Below are 18,901 nucleotides of genomic sequence, written 5' to 3'. Positions count from 1 at the left end.
GATCTGGCGGCGGGCCGAGTCCGGCGCGGCCGGCGGGGACGACCCCGACGCTGCGGAAGGTGCTGCACACCGCGGCCGCGCACTACCTGTCGGGGCCGGTGGCTGGGCTCAAGGCACGCCTGGTCGCGTCGGAGAACGCGAACGGGGACCTGCCCGAATTCCGCGCCCCGGCACTCGCCCGGCTCTCGGCCCGGCACGAGGAGATCGTCCATCTTCGAGCCACGCTCACTCAGGCCCGGCCGGTGACGCGACCACCAGCCGCCCGGACCACCGTGATCGGCTCGTGCGGCTGACGTCCGGCGCGGTCACCGAGCAGACACACCGCGCGGCAGCGCGAGCACCCGCGCGCTCGGGTCCGGCGCGTCCGGGTCCCGAACTCGATCAGTGATCAGGAAGTCGGCGAGCTCGAATGCTGCGGCGTGCTCGTTCTCGGTCAGCAGGAACGTCCCTCCGACCTCGTCAGCCTCCCATCCGTGGGCCAGCGCGTATTCGACGACCGCCCGCACATCGCGGGAGGTCGGATGGGCGCCGTCCGTCGCGCAGGCGCCCCAGGGTCCCGACGGGGTCTTCGACAGCAGGTCCACCTGCAGCACTCGGCCGTTCTTCCCGGAGCCCCACACACGCAAGCGGATGACCCGGTGGCAGTCGCCATCGCCCGGCACATGGCCGATCGTGGCTGTCCACGCGCATCTGCGGTTGCCGACACGCAACACGCGCAGTCTCGTCTTCACGCCGTCCTCCCCGCCTCGGAATACCCAAGGACGCACGATGCATCCGGGCACACGGGCAGCGCCAGCGAATATCCCCACGGCACCGGCGACGGTTGCGTCTCCGGAAGTGGTGTGGCGGGTCGGACCCGATCCGGGGGTTTGCCACGGCGTTCGGGTTGGCGCCCGCATGGAAAGACGGCCACCGGCTGATCTTCGAGGTGTCCGAGTTCCTCACCCTTGGAATCGTTGCGGACATCCATGACAGCCATGGCCGCACCCTGGCCACGCCGCACCCTGGTCGCGCCGACGATTCAGCCGGCTTCGCCGGCACGGCCCCGACAGCCCGAGGGGCGAGCCCGTCGGGCTGTCCCCGCGCTTCGGTCGCTCTGCCCGGCCTTCACCGAGGGAGGCTTGCGCGCGGTATCGCGCGGTGCAGGACGCGTCGGCGGTGGCCGGGGCGTGGTGCGGGCGCCGCCGTGACCCCCGCGGTGGGGTCGGAAGCGGGCGGCGAGGGGCGGGCACATGGGCGGGCTCGCTCCAGCATGCGTGCCCGTTATGTCCGTTCTAGCCTGGGAACGGCTGCGCGGGGTCTCCGGGTGCCGGGCTGAAGCCCACCGTGAAGGGCCCGAGGAGCGCCGAGGAGCGCCGAGGAGCGGCGCGGAGTATCGCGGGCCGGCGGACTGGCTCGATCTCTGGAGGACTTGATGCGTGCCGCTGTTGCGACAGGAGTTCACGAACCGCTCGCCCTCACCACGCGTGACGTCCCCGAACCCGGACCCGGCGAGCTGCTGGTGAAGGTCACCGCGTGCGGCATCTGCTACTCGGATCTGAACCTGCTCAAGGGCGAGTACCCGTTCGCCGCGTTCCCGGTCGTCCCCGGGCACGAGATCAGCGGGGTGGTGGCGGCGCTCGGCCCGGGGGTGAGCTGGCCCGAGGTCGGGACCGCCGTGGGGGGCCAGTTCCTCCACGACTCGGACGGCCACTGCGACTACTGTGCGCGCGGCGAGCCGATCCTGTGCCCGCGCAAGCGGATCACGGGGGTGGTGGTCGACGGCGGGTACGCCGAGTACACCGTCCTCAAGGAGGGGTTCGCCACGCCCCTTCCGGCCGGCCTCGACCCGATCGCCGCCGCACCCCTGATGTGTGCGGGTCTGACCGCCTTCAACGGCCTGCGGCAGGGCGGGGCGACCGCCTCGTCGAGGGTCGCCGTGGTCGGTGCCGGCGGCATCGGCGCCCTGGCGATCCGCTACGCCGTGGCGATGGGCGCCCGCGTCGCGGTGGTCGCACGGTCGCGGCGCGGTGAGGACGCCGCCAAGGCACTGGGCGCGGAGCTGTTCGTCGCCACCGACGACCAGGACCCCGGCGAGACCCTGCGGGCGTGGGACGGCGGCGCGGACGTAGTCCTGAACGCGGCTCCCTCCAACGCGCCCGCCGTCGCGGCGATGAGCGGGCTGGCGCCCGACGGCACTCTCGTGCTGTGCGGCTACAACACGGAACCCTTCTCCCCGCCCGCCCAGTTGATGATCCTCAACCGGTTGCACATCGTGGCGAACCCGTCCGGCTCGCCCCACGACCTGCGGGACACCCTGGCGTTCTCCGTACAGCACGGCATCCTCCCCGAGATCAGCACCGTCGACCTCGAACAGGCGCCGTCCGTGCTCGACGCGATGGACGCGGGCACCGCCCACGGGCGCAGCGTCATCACCTTCGCCTGACCGCGCTCTCGACATTCGTATCGGCCGCACCGACGTCCTGGCGGGCGGGCCCCGAAATCGCTTCGCCCGCGCTCGGCCGGTCCGGTACGGTCGCGGGGTTGGTTTCCGCCGGGCGCCCACGGGTGGGCGAGAGGGTTCCCCGGCGGTTCCCCCGCGGTTCCCTGGCTGAGAGCAGGTTGCGTGATGGCGTGTCGTATCGGTGAACTCGTGCTGGGTTGCCGCGACCCCGAGGTGCTGGCGCGGTTCTGGTGCGAGGTCCTGGACTTCGTCGTGCTCGATCGCGAGGACGACGGCTCGGTGGAGATCGGGCCGCGCGAAGGGTTCGGCGGTCCGCAGCCGACGATCTTCCTCAGCCGCAGGGACGAGCCGGAGCCCGGGAAGTCCCGGCTGCACATCGACGTCAACGCCACCGACCGGGACCAGGACGCCGAGCTCGAACGCCTGCTGGGGCTGGGCGCGCGCCCGGCCGACATCGGCCAGACGGGGGAGGAGTCGTGGCATGTCCTGACCGACCCCGAGGGCAATGAGTTCTGCCTGCTCAAGGCTCGCCTCAACCCCCTGTGAGGCTCGTGGGTCCCGCCCCGGCACCAGGTGCCCGGCGCCCGCACGTCAGCCGGGGAGCCGCCGAGACGAGGAACGGACCTGGACCCCTGCCGCGCGTGCCCGGTCGGTCCAGCTCCCGGGCGGGCCGCCGACGACGGTGACCGGCACACCTTGCCGCAGGAACTGCAGGATCAGCGGCCATGCCAGGCCCGCCAGGATCGGCGCGCTGCCTTCGAGCGTGCGGGCCCACGCGTCGAGATCGATCGTGACCCCGCCCTCCGCGGGGGCGTCGGCCTGGTCCGGATCGGCCTGGTCCGGTTCGGCGGGGCTCGGTTCGGCGGGGCTCGGATCGACCGCACTCGGATCGGCCGCGTGGCCGCTCTCCAGCAGAAGGCGCCGGTTGGCCGCAAGGAAGTCGACGGGACGCCGCGAGCCGCTTCCCGTGCCGCCGGCGAGGGCTCCGGCAACGGCTCGGCCGGCGCTGTGGGTGACGCGCGCCAGGTCGTCGAGGGTCGGTGCCATGAAGTACCCGTCGATGTCGCTGTCGAGGATGTGGCTGATGGGGCCCCGGAAGTCGGCGCCGTAGCTGTCGTCGGTGAACTCGGTGGCGAGGATGCGCGCTTGGGGGAACTGCCGGCGCAGGTGGCCGAGGAGCTGGGCGCTGGCGGGTGGGATGAGCACGATGTCGGCGTCCGGTCCGGCGTGGCGGATGTCCAGGAGGATGTGACCGGGACCGAGGCGCTGGGCGAGGGCGTCGCGGACGCGCGGCTTGAGCGCGATGGCGGTGACGACGATGATCGGCCCGCCTTCCGTGGCCTCTCCGACCAACTCCTCGCCCCGGGTGTCCGCTCGGCTCTTGGGGACGGGAAGGGCGGGCTCGCCGGGCGCGGCGAGGGTGGTGGGCGTGGCGGGCGACTTTGGCCGGACGCTTTCGGACCCGCCCGCGTGGTCCTGCTGCCGGTCGGAAGCCATGGCACACAAGACGCGTGGAGCGACAGGGCCGGTTCCGTGAGAGACCGCCCGGCGACGGCCCGGCCGGGGACGGTCAACCGGTCCGGGGTACCGGTACGGGTCCCGGCTGGGCGGTCGCGCCGGCGAGCAGGGCCTGGTGCGGGAGGGCGAGCCGGCCGTCGGGAGTGGTGAACCCCGCACTGAGCAGATCGAAGTGCCGTTTGATCTCCGCCCGGGTCGCGGCCGGTTGGGCGGCGATGAGGTGACCGGTGAAGCCGACGCCCGACGCCGCGCCCTGCCACCACTGCCCGGCGGAGGTCAGATGATCCCAGGCGAGGGTGCGGCAAGAGGGGTGGGCGAGGCCGGCGGCCGGCAGGAGGTCCAGCAGGCCCCGCTCGGTGCGCGGGAAGTCGGTCTCGGGCGGCAGCACCGCTCGGTGGGGTGGGCGCCGCACGCCGGCGGCCTCGGTCGCCCGTCCCAGCAGGGCCTGCCCGCTCCCGGCCGGCACGCACCACACCGTCACCGCGATCCGGCCGCCCGGCCGGGTCACCCGGTTCAGCTCGGCCAGCGCGCGCCGCGGCCGGCCGACGTGGTCCAGCACGAAGTTGGCGGTCACCGCGTCGAAGGTGGCGTCGGCGAAGGGCAGGACCGGCAGTTCGGCGACACGGACGTCGGCCGTCGGCACCGCCTGCGCGGTGAGCTCGACCATGCCCGGTTCGGCGTCGACGGCCGTGATCCGCGCGCCCCTTGCGTACGCCGCCGCGGCGACGTTCCCCGACCCGGTGCCGACATCCAGCAGATGGACGCCGGGACCGGCCCCGACGGCGTCGAGCAGGTCCCCGATCGGATACGCGCACACCGCCGCGAAGGACTCCGCGTACGCGACGGCCCGCCCCGACCAGATCGAGCGCCCGCTCTCGTCGAACCCGCTCCCGTCGAACCCGGTCACCGCGGCATCAACCCCCCTGGGACCCGGCACTTCGAGGCCGGGATCTGACCGTAGCGGACCTGCCGGTCCGGCCGCCACGCCCTATTCCGCGGGGGTGTCCGTGGCACGCAGCCCGGTGGACCACTTCTCCTCGATGTTGCCGAACTTCCAGACGGTCAGGGCGACGGCCCAGGTGAGGAAGAACAGGCCGACGATGACATAGCCGACGATGTTGAGGTCGAGCCCGCCGACCCAGTCCCAGAAGGCGCCGTGGAGGTTCGCCTTGTCGGCGACGAGGCCGAGGAGTTCGACGGTGCCGATGATGAGGGCGACGGCGACGGACAGGCCGGTGATGGTGAGGTTGTAGTAGACCTTGCGGACCGGCTTGGAGAACGCCCACTCGTAGGCGAAGTTCATGAACGAGCCGTCGATGGTGTCGAGCAGGCACATCCCGGCGGCGAAGAGGACGGGCAGGCAGAGGATCGCGTACCAGGGCAGGCCCGAGGCGGCGCCGGAGCCGGCCAGCACGAGCAGCGCGATCTCGGTGGCGGTGTCGAAGCCCAGGCCGAAGAGCAGGCCGATCGGGTACATCTGCCAGGGGCTGGTGACCGACTTCATCAGGCGGCCGAGCAGGCGGTTCATGAAGCCGCGGTTGTTGAGCTGGTCCTCCAGCGCGGCCTCGTCGAACTCGCCGTGCCGCATCCGCCGGAAGACCTTCCAGATCCCGGCCAGGATCAGCAGGTTGACCAGCGCGATGGCGTACAGGAACGTGCCCGAGACGGTGGTGCCGACCCAGCCGGTGACGTTGTGCAGGCCGGAGTTGTCCTGCTCGACCGGGTTGGCGAGCGACTTGATGCCGATGGAGAGCAGGAAGGCCAGCGCGAAGACGATCGAGGAGTGGCCGAGGGAGAACCAGAAGCCCACCGACAGCGGCCGCTTGCCCTCGCCCATCAGCTTGCGGGTGGTGTTGTCGATGGCCGCGATGTGGTCGGCGTCGAAGGCGTGCCGCATCCCGAGCGTGTAGGCGGTCACCCCGATGCCGACGCCGAACACCCCGGTGCCGGTCTTGTAGTGGTGCGGTGCGACGATCACGGCGAGGGTGAACCAGCCGATGACGTGGAGCGCCACGATGAACGCGGCCATGCCGCCCAACCGGGTCCATTCGGCGCGCGACATCGACGCCGATATCCGGTGCAGGCGGGACACCGGAGCGGAGGGGGCCTCGATGGTGGAACTCAACGTGGGGTCCTTTGCGAGGGGACGGGGACTTCTCAACGCGACACGTTACTTGTTGCGACTCGCTTGCAACAAGCGGGCGTCGGCGTCCTCCCATCGCTCCGACCAGGCTCATCCCGGGCGCACGGGGACACGCGAGAGCGCACAGTCCCCGCACAACGCGCCCGCGTGCCCGGGCGCCGCCCGGTAGATCAGGCAGCAGCTGTTGCGCCGGAACCCGCCACCGGGGGTACGCCGTCCGCTCCCGCGCAAGCGTCCGCGCTCCAGCAGCAGCCCGGTCAGCGCCTCGGCCCGCGCGGCGGCGTCCGGGCGCGCGGCGGCGATCATCCGCGCCGCGCCGTTCACCGCGGACGCGGTGTTGCCGCGCAGGACGTGCGGCGACACGCGGAACCCCGCGCACGCCGACTCGACCTCGCGCACGGCGCCCTCGCACAGCGCGGCGGAGAACCGGTCGGCGAGCGCCGCGAGGTCCGCGCCCGTACCGACGTCCGTGACCGTACCGAGGTCAGCGCCCGTACCGAGGTCAGCGCCCGTACCGAGGTCAGCGCCCGTACGATCCGCGGCCGTCCCGGGCATGTGGTTCGTCCCGGGCGGCAGCGGCAGTGGCAACGCCAGCGGGTACGGTCCGCCGAGGGCGGGCCGCCAGCGCAGATCGGCCAGCCGCACCCGCCCGGGCACCCGCCCGTACAGCACCGCCAGCGCCAGGTACGGGGACAGCAGCCGCGCCACCAGGCCGAGATGGACCACCGACGCGGCCACCCGTTCCTCGACCGCCTCCGCCGGCTGCCCGCCGCCCGCCGCCAGCACCCCCCGTACGGCGGCCACCCGCGCGGCCAGCACCCCGCTTCCGTCGGCCGGGTCGGCCGGGTCGGCGAGTTCGGCCATCGACCGCCACGGGCCGGGGCCCTCGTCGGCCGCCTCGGCCCTCTCAGCCGCCTGGACCGGCTCGACCGCCTTGATCGCCTCGACCGCGAAGAACGGCCCCAGCTCCGCCAGGGCCGCCCTCACGTCATCGTCGTTCACCGCGCCACCATGTCACCGAAGGGCCGGGTGGCCGTGCGCGGCGCGCGCCGTCACGCCTCCACCGGGTCGGTCCGGGGCGCCCGGACGGCCCGGCCGGCCGGCGCCGGGCTCAGCACCCGCTCCGCCAGCGGCCCGAAGACCAGCCCGATCGCCGACCAGAGCAGCAACTGCGCGGCCACCGAGTAGAACCGGAACTTGAACAGCACGTCCGCCGGGAAGCCCGGGTAGACGATCCGGCCGTGCGGGTCGGTGAGCGGCACCGGTGTCTCGGTGCCGTGGTTGCCGTACTGCTCGCGGTTGGTGGCGAGATGGCCCAGCGCCGGCAGCAGGCCGATCACCACGCCGATCACGACCAGGAAGGCCGCGCCGGCGAGCAGCGTGGCGTTCCACGTGCCGAACCGCTCCTGGAGCCGCCGTCCCAGCCACACCGCCAGGGCGAGCAGCGTGATCGAGCAGACCACCATGATCAGGTAGAGCCCGGTGCGGGCCTTGATGGTGTCCTCGTGCCCGATCGCCGGCGGGTTCGCCGGGTACTTCACGAACGGCACCAGGTAGAAGCCGAGGAAGCCGCCGCCGGCCACCAGCAGCGCCAGGGTGCGCGGCCGGACGTTGCCGACCCGGCCCAGGCACACCGTGTACACCACCGCGAAGATGGCGCCCATCGCGGCGCCGAAGAGGATCAGCCCCACGCCGATACCGACGTCGGCCTGCACGGTGCGGCTGAACAGGTCGGGGCCGGCCGGGGAGACCGGCAGGCCCGCGGCCTTGTCGAGGGCGTTCTGCGCCGCGTCCCGCCCGCTCTCGTAGTCGATCGCCTTGTTGATCTGCGGTTCGGCGAAGATCCGGGCGAAGACGAACGCGAGCAGCCCCGCGATCGCGCCGGCGAGCACGCCGCGCAGTATGAGTCGCTTCTCCATGTCGAGTTGTCCGCCTGCCGTGAGGGAAGTCAGTGGCAGGGGAAACCGAGGAAGTGCCGCGCGTCGTGCACGAACTCGTGGATGTGCATGTCCCTGCCGAACACGGAGACCGCGCCCTGGTCGACGCCGATGAAGTAGTACACGGCGAGCGCGAGGATCGTGGTGCCGGCCAGCCAGAGCACGGCCTTGGAGACGGGCAGGACGACCGGCGTGGCGTCGGACGACGTGTGGGTGGACAGAGAACTCACGGTGGTGCCTCCTTCGGGGATGCTGCGTCCCTCGGTCATATGGGGCTTCGTGACGGCGAAGTGTCTGACTTCCCGGAACGCCCCTGGAGGCGACCGGGTACACAGTGGCGCGACCGCGCCGGATTCCCACCGGCTTCCTCACACCTTCACGAACCATCAGCGTACGGGCGTAGGAATGTGCACGTCAACGCATGTCACGTGCCCTTCGCCACACCGCGGTCCGGCTGCTCCCGGTCCGGATACGGCAGCCGGAGACCCGCCGTCAGCTCGCCGACCAGCGACGCCACTTGATCCACTTCGATCAGGAAGCCGTCGTGCCCGTACGGCGAGCGGACCGTCCGCATCCGGTCCGCGCCCGCGATGCCCGCCGCCAACTCCCGCTGCTGCGCGAGCGGATAGAGCCGGTCGGAGTCCACCCCGGCCACCAGCGTCGGCGCCGTCACGCGGCGCAGCGCCGCCGCGGTGCCGCCCCGCCCCCGCCCGACGTCGTGCGCGTTCATCGCCTCGGTCAGCACCACGTAGCTGCCCGCGTCGAACCTGCGGACCAGCTTGTCCGCGTGGTGGTCGAGATACGACTCGACCGCGTACCGGCCGCCGTGCCAGGGGCGTTCGGCGTGCTGCGCGGCGCGGCCGAACCGCTCCCGCAGCTCGGGCTCGCTGCGGTAGGTCAGGTGCGCCAGCCGCCGGGCCTGCCCGAGCCCGGCGTGCGGGCCGCCGCCGGGGGTCGCGTGGTGGTAGTCGCCGCCGTGCCAGCCCGGGTCCGCCCTGATCGCCCGCAGCTGCACCGACGCCCACCCGATCTGCTCGGCGCTCGCCGCCGCCGGGCAGGCGAGCAGCAGCAGCGACCCGACCCGCTCCGGCCGGCCCACCGCCCACTCCAGCGCCCGCATCCCGCCCATCGACCCGCCTACCACCAGCGCCCACCGCTCGACGCCCAGCGCGTCCGCCAGGGACGTCTCCGCCGCGACCTGGTCGCGCTGGGTCAGGAACGGGAAGGCGCTGCCCCACCGGCGGCCGTCCGGCCGCGCGGACGCCGGTCCGGTGCTGCCCTGGCAGCCGCCCAGGACGTTCGGCGCCACCACGAAGAAGCGGTCGGTGTCCAGCGCGAGGCCGGGCCCGACCAGCCCGTCCCACCACCCGGCGGTCGGATGGCCGGGCCCGGCCGGACCCGCGACATGGCTGTCACCGGTCAGCGCGTGCAGCACCAGCACCGCGTTCGACGCGTCGGGCGCGAGGCGCCCCCACGACTCGTACGCCAGCCGCACGCCCGGCAGTTCACCGCCCGCCTCCAGCGGCAGCGGGTCGGAGAGCGGGTGCCAGCGGCGCCGCCCGGGCGGGTCCCCCGGCCGCCACGCCCCGGAGGCGGGCGGCAGGGGGACCTCCGCGGCCATGCGCCCCGGCACGGTCAGGACGCGGCCTTGGCCGCGCGGAACCCGGCGTCCAGATCCGCCTTGAGGTCCGCGACGTTCTCGATGCCGACCGACAGCCGCACCAGGCCGGCCGAGGTGCCGGTGGCCGCCAACTGCTCCTCGTCCAGCTGGCTGTGCGTGGTGGAGGCCGGGTGGATGATCAGGCTGCGCACGTCGCCGATGTTCGCCAGATGGCTGAAGAGCCGCACCGCGTCCACGAAGCGCTTGCCCGCCTCCGCTCCGTCGCGCAGCTCGAAGGCGAGGACCGCGCCCGCGCCGCGCGGCAGGTAGCGCTGCCCGGCTTCGTACCAGGCGCTGGACGGCAGGCCCGGGTAGTGCACCACCGCGACCTCGTCGCGTGCCTGGAGCCACTCCGCGAGCTCCTGCGCGTTCGCGGAGTGCCGCTCCAGCCGCAGCGACAGCGTCTCGACGCCCTGGAGCAGCAGGAACGCCGAGTGCGGGGACAGCGCGGGACCCAGGTCGCGCAGCAACTGCACGCGCAGCTTGATCGCGTACGCCCCCGGGCCGAGCGCCGGCCAGTACTCCAACCCGTGGTAGCTCGGGTCGGGCGTGCTGAAGTCGGGGAAGCGGTCGGCGTGCGCCCCGAAGTCGAAGGTGCCGCCGTCGACGACCACCCCGGCGATGGTGGTGCCGTGACCGCCGAGGAACTTCGTCGCGGAGTGCACCACGATGTCCGCGCCGTGCCGCAGCGGCTGGAGCAGGTACGGCGTCGGCACCGTGTTGTCCACGATCAGCGGCACCCCCTCGGCGTGCGCCGCGTCCGCCACCGCCCGCACGTCCAGCACGTTCCCGCGCGGGTTGCCCAGCGTCTCGGCGAAGAACGCCTTCGTGTTCGGCCGCACCGCCGCACGCCACGCCCCGACGTCGTCCGGGTCGACGAACGACACCTCGATCCCGAACCGCGGCAGCGTGTGCTTGAACAGGTTGTACGTCCCGCCGTAGAGCGACGCGCCCGCCACCACGTGGTCGCCGGCGCTCGCAAGCGTCAGGATCGCCAGGGTCTCCGCGGCCTGCCCCGACGCCAGCGCCACCGCGGCGACCCCGCCCTCCAGCGCGGCGATCCGCTGCTCGAAGACGTCCTGGGTGGGGTTGTGGATGCGGGTGTAGATGTTCCCCGGCTCCGCCAGCGCGAACAGGTCCGCGGCATGTCGGGTGTCGCGGAACACGAACGACGACGTCTGGTAGATCGGCACCGCCCGCGCCCCCGTCGTCGGGTCGGGAACGGCCCCCGAGTGCACCTGCTTCGTCTCGAACGACCAGTTCGGCTCCTCCTGTGCCGCGGCGGCCGCGGTTTCGGGCGTGTGCCCTGCGGTGACGGAGTCGACGGGCTGTTGCTCGGTCATGGCTCTCCCAGGTGCTGTCGTGCGTGCGGTGTCACTGCGGGTGTGGCGTGTGGTGCGCGGTGTGAGACCTGCGGTGTCGGTGTGGCGCGGCGGCGGTGACGGCCGGCCGCTGGACGTACGCGACTCCCCGCAGGCGCCCCGGGTGCGTACCGAGGGCGGGGGAGGGGCGCGGAAGAAGGACGCGGTCGGCTGCCGGGCGGCGGCGCGGAGGCGTCAGCGCGCGCCGGGACAGCCCGTGCTCGTGACACGCGCGTAGTCCACGTGGCGGCGCCTCACCAACGGGGTCATGGCGCCATGGAAGCACGGCCCCACCCGGGTGTCCCGGCCCCGGCGAAGGCTTAACACGCCGTTGGTATTCGCCGCGCCGGGTCCGTGGCACGATGTCCGGATCTGTGGGGAGCAGGTCGCCACGGCCATGGCGGGCGGACGGGTTCGAGCCGATCCTGGAGGAGTGGCGGCCGGGACCCCGGCCGTATCCGGAGGACCGGCGAACCGGCAGGCCGGCCGATCGAAGAACTGCGCAGGTGACACCGATGACGACCGAGGCTCTCGAGCAGACAGGCGTCCGCTTCCCCGACACCGCCCTGGCCCGCGAGGCCACCGAACTGGTCCGCGACACCGCGACCGAGCTGATCTACCACCACTCCCGGCGGGTCTACTGCTTCGGCAGCCTCCAGGGCCGCCGCCGCGACCTGAGCTTCGACCCCGAACTGCTCTACGTCGCCGCGATGTTCCACGACCTCGGCCTCGGCGAGCGGTTCCACGACAGCGGCCGCCGCTTCGAGGTCGACAGCGCCGACGAGGCCCGCCGGTTCCTGCACGCCCACGGCGTCCCCGAGGACAGCGTCCGCCGGGTGTGGACCGCGATCGCCCTGCACACCACGCCCGGCATCCCGGAGCACATGGAGCCCGAAGTCGCGCTGACCACCGCGGGCGTGGAGTACGACGTGCTCGGCATCGGCTACCGCGACATCAGCGACGCCGACCGCGCCGCGATCGTCGCGCTGCACCCCCGCCCCGACTTCAAGCGCCGCATCCTCGCCGCCTTCACCGAGGGCATCCGCTCCAAGCCGGAGACCACCTTCGGCAACGTCAAGGCGGACGTGCTGGCCGCGTACGTCCCCGGTTTCGAGCGCGGCGACTTCGTCACCACGATCCTCGACTCGCCGTGGCCGGAGTGAGGCCGATGACGCGAATCCCGGGGGCGCCCGGAACCCCGGGTGCGCCCGGAACGGCGGGGGCTACGGGCCGGGCCGCCGCGCGCCCCCGCCACCTGGTCGCCGTGCTCGCCTTCGACCAGGTGCAACTCCTCGACGTCACCGGCCCGGTCGAGGTCTTCACCACCGCCAACGCCCATGGCGCCCGCTACGACGTACGGATCGTCAGCGCGGCGGGCGCCGACGTACGCACCTCCGCGGGCGTGCGGATCGGCGCCGACAGCGCGGCCGACACGCTCCCCGGCCGGCTCGGCACCCTCGTCGTCCCCGGCCGCGCCGACTGGCGGCAGGCCGTCGGCGACCCCGCGCTGACCGGCACCGTCGAGGCGCTCGCGGCCCGCTCCGGCCGGGTCGCCTCGGTCTGCGCGGGCGCGTTCCTGCTCGCCGAGGCGGGCCTGCTCGACGGCCGGCGCGCGGCGACCCACTGGCAGCTCGCGGCCGAACTGGCCGCCGCCTACCCGCGGGTGTCCGTCGAGCCCGACCCGCTCTTCGTCCGCGATGGGCGGGTGACCACGTCGGCGGGCGTCACCGCGGGCATCGACCTCGCGCTCGCGCTGGTCGAGGAGGACCACGGCGCCGACCTGGCCAGGGCCGTCGCCCGGCAGCTCGTGGTGTTCATGGCCAGGCCGGCCGGGCAGTCCCAGTTCAGCGCCCGGCTGGTGCCGCGCGAGGCCCGGCACCCGGCGCTGCGCCAGGTCATGGACGCGGTGGGCGCCGACCCCGCCGCGGCCCACCGCATGGACGACCTCGCCCGCGCCGCCGGGGTCAGCCCCCGCCACCTAGGCCGGCTCTTCCGCGCGGAGACCGGACTGAGCCCCGGGCAGTACGCGGAGTCCGTCCGCCTGGAAGCGGCCCAGGCCCTGCTGGAGGCGGGCAACGACGCCGTGGACACCGTCGCCGAGCAGGCCGGGTTCGGCTCGGCGGAGTCCATGCGCCGCGCGTTCCAGCAGTCCCTGGGGGTGGCCCCGACGACCTACCGGGCGCGCTTCCGCAGCACCGCCCGCGTCTTCGACCCCGCGCCCTGAGCCGTACCGCCCCCCGACGGCCGTACGGCTCTGGGCGCGGGGCATCAACCGATCGGTGGACGGCCGCGTCCACCCATCGCGCCCGCGCCCCGCCCCGGTGGTCGATCCGCCCGCCCGCGCCGCGGCGGGAGGCTTCTCCACGACGGCGAACACGCGCCGTCCACCGGGGAAGAACCCGACGGGAAGAGGCGCACGGCATGACGGTCATCGAGGTCGACGGGCTCCACAAGCGCTACGGCGACGTCACCGCCGTGCACGACGTCTCGTTCACGGTCGAACAGGGCGAGATCTTCGGCGTTCTCGGCCCGAACGGCGCCGGCAAGACCACCACCGTCGAGTGCCTGTCGGGCCTGCGGGTCCCGGACGGCGGCACCGTGTCCGTACTCGGCCACGACCCGGCCCGCGCGCGCGACGCGCTCCGCCAGGTGCTCGGCGTCCAACTCCAGGAGAGCGGGCTGCCGGAGAGGCTCACCGTCCGCGAGATCCTCGACCTGTTCGCGTCGTTCCACCGGCGGCCCGCCGACATCGGCGAGCTGCTGGACCGGCTCGGCCTGCGCGCCAAGGCGGACGCCCGCTACAAGAAGCTCTCCGGCGGCCAGAAGCAGCGCCTCGCGATCGCGCTGGCGATGGTCGGCAGCCCCCGGGCGGTCATCCTCGACGAGCTGACCACCGGCCTGGACCCGCACGCCCGCCGCACCACCTGGGACCTGGTCGAGCAGGTCCGGGCGTCCGGCGTCACCGTCGTCCTGGTCACCCACTTCATGGAGGAGGCCGAGCGGCTGTGCGACCGGGTCGCACTGATCGACGCCGGCCGGGTCGTGGCCGTCGACACCCCGGCGGGGCTGGCCGCGCGCGGCGACCGGACCCAGCGGATGCGCTTCCGGCCCTCGACGGGCTTCGACGAGGCCCTGGTGCGTGAGCTGCCCGAGGTGAGCACCCTGACCTGGCACGGCTCGCAGGTCGAGATCACCGGCGACGGCAATCTCGTGCTCGCCGTCACCTCGCTGCTCGCCCGGCGGCACATCATCGCCGCGGACCTGCGGGTGGAGCAGGCGACCCTCGACGACGCGTTCATCGCGCTCACCGGTGACGACAGCGGGGCGTAGGCCCGTATCCGCCCGGCCTCTCCCGCGCCGGCCCGCCCTCGCCCGTAGGCCGCCGCCGTCCCGCATCCCCGTATCCTCCGCGCCGCCACAGACAAGGACACCCCGATGAGCGCCAGCGCACCCAGCGCACCCACCGCACCGTCCGCACCCGCCGTTCCGCGCATGACCCGCCAGGGCTTCCGCGCGCTGACCGCCACCCAGGCCAGGCTGCTGCTCCGCGAGCCGGCCGCCGTGTTCTGGCTGCTCTTCCCGCTGGGCATGGTGATCCTCTTCGGCAACATCCCCGCTTTCAGGACCGACTCCGACTCCCTGGGCGGCAGGAGCGTCATCGACGTCTACGTGCCGACCATCGCCGCGATGGTGCCGCTCTTCCTCGGCTGCGTCATGCTGCCGATGAACATGGCGAGCCTGCGCGAGAAGGGCATCCTGCGGCGGCTGTCGGTCAGCCCGGTGCCGGTCGCCGGGATGCTCGCCGCGCTGCTCACGGTCATGGCCGCGCTGATCACGGTCGGCGTCGCGCTGATCATCGCCGTCGGCCGGCTCGCCTTCCACGTCAGGCCGCCGTCCGACATCGGCGCCGTGATCGCGTCCTTCGTCCTCGGCAGCACCGCAGTCCTCGCCCTCGGCCTGGTGGTCGCCGCGCTGGCGCCCACCGCCGGCGCCGCCAGCGGCTCGGGCGTGCCCGTCATGGTGCTGAACTTCTTCTTCAGCGGCCTGTACTTCCCCGTCGCGCAGATGCCGCACGCGCTGCGGGAGATCGGCGGCTACGTCCCCTTCGGCGCGGTGATGGCGGTGTGGTCCGGTGAAGGGGTCCTGTGGCAGCACCTGTTGGTGCTGGCCGGGTACACCGTGGCCGGCAGCGCGGTGGCGGTCCGCGCCTTCCGTTGGGAATGATGAGCCGGTGAACGCGGAGCGGACAGCGCGCAGTACCGGCTCGGAGCCGCCCCACGGCATCCCGCGGGCGCCCGCCCCCGTGCGGGTGCGCCCGCCGGCCGCACCCGGCGGCGAGCAGGCGAAGGACGAGCGCTTCCAGCAGCTCCAGCACTACCTGCCCTACGGCGGGCTCGCGGTCTCGCTGGTGCTGGCGGTCGGCCTGGGGCCCTACCGCGCGCTGTACATCGGGGTGGCGGTGGTCCTCTCGGCGGGCGCCGCGCTGTGGCTGCGGTTCATGGACGTGCCGTACCCGACGCCCGCCGCGCGCCAGGGCAGGGCGATCGTCTTCTACGCCGGGCTGATGGCCTTCATCGTGGGCCTGATCCTGCTCAACCCGTTCTTCGGCTTCTTCGGCTTCACCGGCTATCTCCAAGCGGCCCTGCTGCCCCGGTGGTTGCGGCCGCCGGCCATCGCGGTCAACGCGGCGGCGATGGCCCTCAGCCAGGTCGGCGGCGTCCGCAACCTGCACGGCGAGGGCGTCGCCGCGTACGTCGGGCTGGTCTTGGTCAACATGCTCGTCGCCGGTGCCATCACCTACCAGGGCATCGAGGAGGACCAGCGCAGCCGGCGGCGGGCCAGGATGATCGACGAGCTGGCCGAGGCCAACCGGCGGCTGCGCGAGACGATGGCCGAGAACGCCGGTCTGCACGCCCAACTGGTCACTCAGGCGCGGGAGGCCGGCATCCTCGACGAGCGGCAGCGGATGGCCGGCGAGATCCACGACACCATCGCGCAGGGCCTGACCGGCATCGTCACCCAGCTGGAGGCCGCCGACCGGTTCGACGCCGACCCGCAGCGCCGCACCCGGCACCTGGAACTGGCCCGGCGGCTGGCCCGGGAGTCGCTGGCCGAGGCCCGCCGCTCGGTGCAGGCGCTGCGGCCCGGTCCGCTGGACACCGCCGCCCACCTGCCCGGCGCCCTCGGCGACCTCGCCGAGCAGTGGACCCAGACCTCCGGGATCGCGGTCCGCTTCGAGGTCACCGGCGACGCCGTACCGCTGCCGCCCGCGCTGGAGGTCGCGCTGTTCCGCACCGCCCAGGAGGGCCTGGCGAACATCGCCAAGCACGCCGGAGCGTCCCGGGCCGGGATGACCCTCTCCTACACCCACGAGGTCGTCGTCCTCGACGTCCTCGACGACGGCACCGGTTTCGACGCCGCCGCGTGCGAGCGGGCCGAGCCGCGCGCCGACGGCCACGGCTTCGGGCTCACCGCGATGCGGCAGCGGCTGCGCCAGGTCGGCGGCTCCCTGGCGATCGAGAGCGCGCCGGGCGACGGGACAGTGCTCAGCGCCGGCGTGCCGGCGGTGCCCCTGGCCCCCGGCTCCGCCGATCCCGCCCCGGGCCCCGCCGATCCCGCCCCGGGCCCCGCCGATCCCGCCCCCGGCTCCGCTGACCGTGTCCCGGGCTCCGGCGACCGTGTCCCCGGCTCCGCCGACCGCGTGACGCCGGACAGCCACACGGTCCCCGAGCAGCCCGGCCCGAGCGGCCCGGCCAGTCCCAACGGCCCGTCCCGTACCGGCGCCGGACGCCCGGCGATCATGGAGAATGGCGTGTGACCATTCGCCTGCTCGTCGCCGACGACCACCCCGTCGTACGTGACGGCCTGCGCGGTGTCTTCGACGGTGACCCGGACTTCGAGGTCGCCGGCGAGGCCGCGGACGGGGCCGAGGCCGTGGACCGGGCGCTCGCGCTCGGCGTGGACGTGGTCCTGATGGACCTGCGGATGCCGCGGATGGGCGGCGTCGAGGCGATCGGGCTGCTGCGCGAGCGCGCCCCCGCCGTCCACGTGCTGGTGCTCACCACGTACGACAGCGACGCCGACGTGCTGCCCGCGATCGAGGCGGGCGCCACCGGCTACCTGCTCAAGGACGCGCCGCGGGACGAACTCGTCCGTGCCGTGCGCGCCGCCCACCAGGGCCATCCCGTGCTCGCCCCCACCGTCGCGCAGAAGCTCATCGGCCGGGTCCGCGAACCCGCCACGCCCGCCGGGACGCTCACCGACCGCGAGCTGGAGGTGCTGCGCCTGGTCGCCGCGGGCACGACCAACCGGGAGGCGGCCCGGCGGCTGTTCATCAGCGAGGCCACCGTCAAGACGCACCTGCTGCACCTCTACGCGAAGCTCGGCGTGCGCGATCGCGCCGCCGCGGTCGCCGCCGCCTACCGGACCGGGCTGCTCAGCTGATCCGACGACGCCCGGCGGACGACGCCCGGCGGACCGCTACCCGCCGAGGCGGTCGGTGAGCTGGTCGGCGAGGGCGGTGAGGGCAGGCCCGAGCGGGAGGTCGAGCCGCAGCGCCGCCAGGTCGTCACCCCGGGTGGGGCCCTGGTTGACGATGGCCACCGGCGTGCCGTGCTTCGCCGCGTGGCGGGCGAACCGCAGGCCCGACATCACCGTGAGCGAGGAGCCGACGACGAGCAGGAGCGAGGCGGCGTCGACCAGGCCGTAGCAGCGCTCCACCCGGGGCAGCGGCACCTTCTCCCCGAAGAACACCACGTCGGGCTTGAGGACGCCGCTGCCGCACGCGGTGCAGGCCACCGTGCGGAACGCGTCGATGTGCTCGGCCGGCAGCTCGGCGTCGCCGTCGGCGACGATCCGCGCGGACATCGCCCGGAACCCGGGGTTCGCCGCGTCCAGTCGCCCCGCCAGCTCCTCCCGCGAGCCGCGGGCGCCGCAGTCCAGGCAGACCACCGCGTGCAGAGTGCCGTGCAGCTCCACCGCGTCCGGTGTACCCGCGGCGGCGTGCAGCCCGTCGACGTTCTGCGTGATCACGCCCGACACCAGCCCGGCGGCCACCAGGCGGGTCACCGCCCGATGGCCCGCGTTGGGCCGGGCCCCGGAGATCGAGGGCCAGCCGAGATGGCTGCGCGCCCAGTAACGGCGGCGGCTGCCGGCGCTGCCGGTGAACTCCTGGTACGTCATCGGGTCGCCGCGCCGGCGCCGGCCGGTCTCGCCTCGGTAGTCGGGGATGCCCGACTCCGTGGACAGGCCGGCGCCGCTCAGCACCACGACCCGGCCGGGCCCGACCAGCGGAAGGAGCGCGTCGGCGAGCGCCGCCGGGCCGGACGCGGCTCCCGCGGTGCCGGGGGAGCCGGGCCGGTCCGCCGCGCTCCGCTCCAGGGGGCCGGCGCCGATGTCCACGCCAGCAGGGTACGTCCCCCGGGAGGCGGAACCGGACGATCCGCGGGAGAATGGAGTAATGCCCCTGGGGAGGTGTGTGCCCATGGACGAATATCCCGCTGTTTACGAACTGGTCTTCCAGGCCCCGGCCGTCGAGGACGACGTCGTCGTCGTACACCGCACCGACGCCTCGGGCGCGGGTGGCTACCCCGTCTACGAGGACGACACCGGCATCGTCCGCGCCGAGATCAGCGGCGAGGGCGAGGTCCGGATGATGGCCAGCGGCGGCCACCAGCAACCGGTGCCGCCGCACGCGGTCCGAGCGGCCTGAGGCGCCACGGGACGGCCGGGCGGGACGCGGCGACGGCGCCGCGCCCCACCCGGCCGTCGATCGTGCGGCGGCCGATCGCGAGCCCCTGGCCGCGGGGCAGCTCTCCCGCCCGGGGAGCCCGCCGCCCG

At 73.9% G+C, this 18,901-nt stretch carries 20 protein-coding genes and 1 riboswitch; of the genes, 10 read left to right on the top strand and 10 right to left on the bottom strand.

Features of this window, described 5'->3' with window-relative positions:
* The first annotated feature begins 59 nt into the window (after positions 1-59).
* Positions 60-293 (top strand): hypothetical protein, encoded by a 234-nt coding sequence (locus AB0399_RS05285; protein ID WP_366410294.1) that lies wholly within the window; start codon positions 60-62, stop codon positions 291-293.
* 12 nt (positions 294-305) lie between these two features.
* Here AB0399_RS05285 and AB0399_RS05280 read toward each other — a convergent pair whose 3' ends face one another.
* Positions 306-731, bottom strand: coding sequence for a hypothetical protein (locus AB0399_RS05280; RefSeq protein ID WP_366410293.1), 426 nt, complete (start codon positions 729-731; stop codon positions 306-308).
* Between the two features lie 683 nt (positions 732-1,414).
* Between AB0399_RS05280 and AB0399_RS05275 the strand changes: the two genes are divergently transcribed.
* Together AB0399_RS05275 and AB0399_RS05270 are read left to right on the top strand one after the other, a co-directional pair.
* The gene (locus tag AB0399_RS05275; RefSeq protein WP_329373133.1) at positions 1,415-2,425 is read left to right on the top strand and encodes an alcohol dehydrogenase catalytic domain-containing protein; all 1,011 of its coding nucleotides are present in this window, start codon (positions 1,415-1,417) and stop codon (positions 2,423-2,425) included.
* Between the two features lie 183 nt (positions 2,426-2,608).
* Positions 2,609-2,989, top strand: a complete 381-nt coding sequence (locus AB0399_RS05270) for a VOC family protein (protein ID WP_328459825.1) — start codon at positions 2,609-2,611, stop codon at positions 2,987-2,989.
* A 45-nt stretch (positions 2,990-3,034) separates the two neighbouring features.
* On the opposite strand, the gene AB0399_RS05265 is transcribed toward AB0399_RS05270, so the two are convergent.
* From AB0399_RS05265 to AB0399_RS05230, 8 genes are all read right to left on the bottom strand, one after another.
* Entirely contained in the window at positions 3,035-3,940 is a 906-nt protein-coding gene (locus AB0399_RS05265; protein ID WP_366410292.1) for a hypothetical protein, read from the bottom strand.
* 73 nt (positions 3,941-4,013) lie between these two features.
* Complete coding sequence (locus AB0399_RS05260) at positions 4,014-4,868, bottom strand: methyltransferase domain-containing protein (protein WP_366410291.1); 855 nt, start codon at positions 4,866-4,868, stop codon at positions 4,014-4,016.
* Positions 4,869-4,949: 81 nt separating this feature from the next.
* Positions 4,950-6,086 (bottom strand): HoxN/HupN/NixA family nickel/cobalt transporter, encoded by a 1,137-nt coding sequence (locus AB0399_RS05255; RefSeq protein ID WP_329373137.1) that lies wholly within the window; start codon positions 6,084-6,086, stop codon positions 4,950-4,952.
* 108 nt (positions 6,087-6,194) lie between these two features.
* A complete protein-coding gene (locus tag AB0399_RS05250; RefSeq protein ID WP_366410290.1) occupies positions 6,195-7,106 on the bottom strand; it encodes a (2Fe-2S)-binding protein in 912 nt (303 codons plus the stop codon).
* 50 nt (positions 7,107-7,156) lie between these two features.
* On the bottom strand, positions 7,157-8,023 hold the full coding sequence (locus AB0399_RS05245) for a CbtA family protein (protein WP_366410289.1): 867 nt from the start codon (positions 8,021-8,023) through the stop codon (positions 7,157-7,159).
* A 29-nt stretch (positions 8,024-8,052) separates the two neighbouring features.
* Positions 8,053-8,223: a CbtB-domain containing protein gene (locus tag AB0399_RS05240; protein WP_328473715.1), complete on the bottom strand. Its 171-nt coding sequence runs from the start codon at positions 8,221-8,223 to the stop codon at positions 8,053-8,055.
* An 84-nt stretch (positions 8,224-8,307) separates the two neighbouring features.
* A riboswitch (cobalamin riboswitch) is annotated at positions 8,308-8,444 on the bottom strand.
* Between the two features lie 21 nt (positions 8,445-8,465).
* Positions 8,466-9,662, bottom strand: a complete 1,197-nt coding sequence (locus AB0399_RS05235; RefSeq protein ID WP_366410288.1) for a homoserine O-acetyltransferase — start codon at positions 9,660-9,662, stop codon at positions 8,466-8,468.
* A gap of 14 nt (positions 9,663-9,676) precedes the next feature.
* The gene (locus AB0399_RS05230; protein WP_366410287.1) at positions 9,677-11,044 is read right to left on the bottom strand and encodes a bifunctional o-acetylhomoserine/o-acetylserine sulfhydrylase; all 1,368 of its coding nucleotides are present in this window, start codon (positions 11,042-11,044) and stop codon (positions 9,677-9,679) included.
* Positions 11,045-11,577: 533 nt separating this feature from the next.
* On the opposite strand from AB0399_RS05230, the gene AB0399_RS05225 reads away from it, so the two are divergent.
* The 6 genes from AB0399_RS05225 to AB0399_RS05200 all read left to right on the top strand — a co-directional run bounded on the left by AB0399_RS05225 (position 11,578) and on the right by AB0399_RS05200 (position 17,506).
* Positions 11,578-12,225 carry an HD domain-containing protein gene (locus AB0399_RS05225; RefSeq protein ID WP_329373148.1) on the top strand — a complete coding sequence of 216 codons (648 nt, stop codon included), beginning with the start codon at positions 11,578-11,580 and terminating at the stop codon, positions 12,223-12,225.
* Between the two features lie 5 nt (positions 12,226-12,230).
* The gene (locus AB0399_RS05220; RefSeq protein WP_366410286.1) at positions 12,231-13,286 is read left to right on the top strand and encodes a GlxA family transcriptional regulator; all 1,056 of its coding nucleotides are present in this window, start codon (positions 12,231-12,233) and stop codon (positions 13,284-13,286) included.
* Between the two features lie 197 nt (positions 13,287-13,483).
* Positions 13,484-14,392: an ABC transporter ATP-binding protein gene (locus tag AB0399_RS05215; RefSeq protein ID WP_366410285.1), complete on the top strand. Its 909-nt coding sequence runs from the start codon at positions 13,484-13,486 to the stop codon at positions 14,390-14,392.
* Between the two features lie 105 nt (positions 14,393-14,497).
* Positions 14,498-15,286, top strand: coding sequence for an ABC transporter permease (locus AB0399_RS05210; protein WP_366410284.1), 789 nt, complete (start codon positions 14,498-14,500; stop codon positions 15,284-15,286).
* A 7-nt stretch (positions 15,287-15,293) separates the two neighbouring features.
* Positions 15,294-16,880, top strand: a complete 1,587-nt coding sequence (locus AB0399_RS05205; protein ID WP_366410283.1) for a sensor histidine kinase — start codon at positions 15,294-15,296, stop codon at positions 16,878-16,880.
* Complete coding sequence (locus tag AB0399_RS05200) at positions 16,877-17,506, top strand: response regulator transcription factor (RefSeq protein ID WP_329373158.1); 630 nt, start codon at positions 16,877-16,879, stop codon at positions 17,504-17,506. The genes AB0399_RS05205 and AB0399_RS05200 overlap by 4 nt, the downstream gene beginning before the upstream one ends.
* Positions 17,507-17,542: 36 nt before the next feature.
* Here the strand turns inward: AB0399_RS05200 and AB0399_RS05195 are convergent, their stop codons facing one another.
* Entirely contained in the window at positions 17,543-18,352 is an 810-nt protein-coding gene (locus AB0399_RS05195) for an NAD-dependent protein deacetylase (protein WP_329374566.1), read from the bottom strand.
* A gap of 193 nt (positions 18,353-18,545) precedes the next feature.
* On the opposite strand from AB0399_RS05195, the gene AB0399_RS05190 reads away from it, so the two are divergent.
* The gene (locus tag AB0399_RS05190) at positions 18,546-18,773 is read left to right on the top strand and encodes a DUF6296 family protein (protein ID WP_329373160.1); all 228 of its coding nucleotides are present in this window, start codon (positions 18,546-18,548) and stop codon (positions 18,771-18,773) included.
* Positions 18,774-18,901: the final 128 nt, after the last annotated feature.

The sequence above is a fragment of the Streptomyces sp. NPDC088194 genome (genome assembly GCF_040702025.1).
Classification (GTDB): domain Bacteria; phylum Actinomycetota; class Actinomycetes; order Streptomycetales; family Streptomycetaceae; genus Actinacidiphila.
This window is presented reverse-complemented; position numbering and strand designations above follow the sequence as displayed.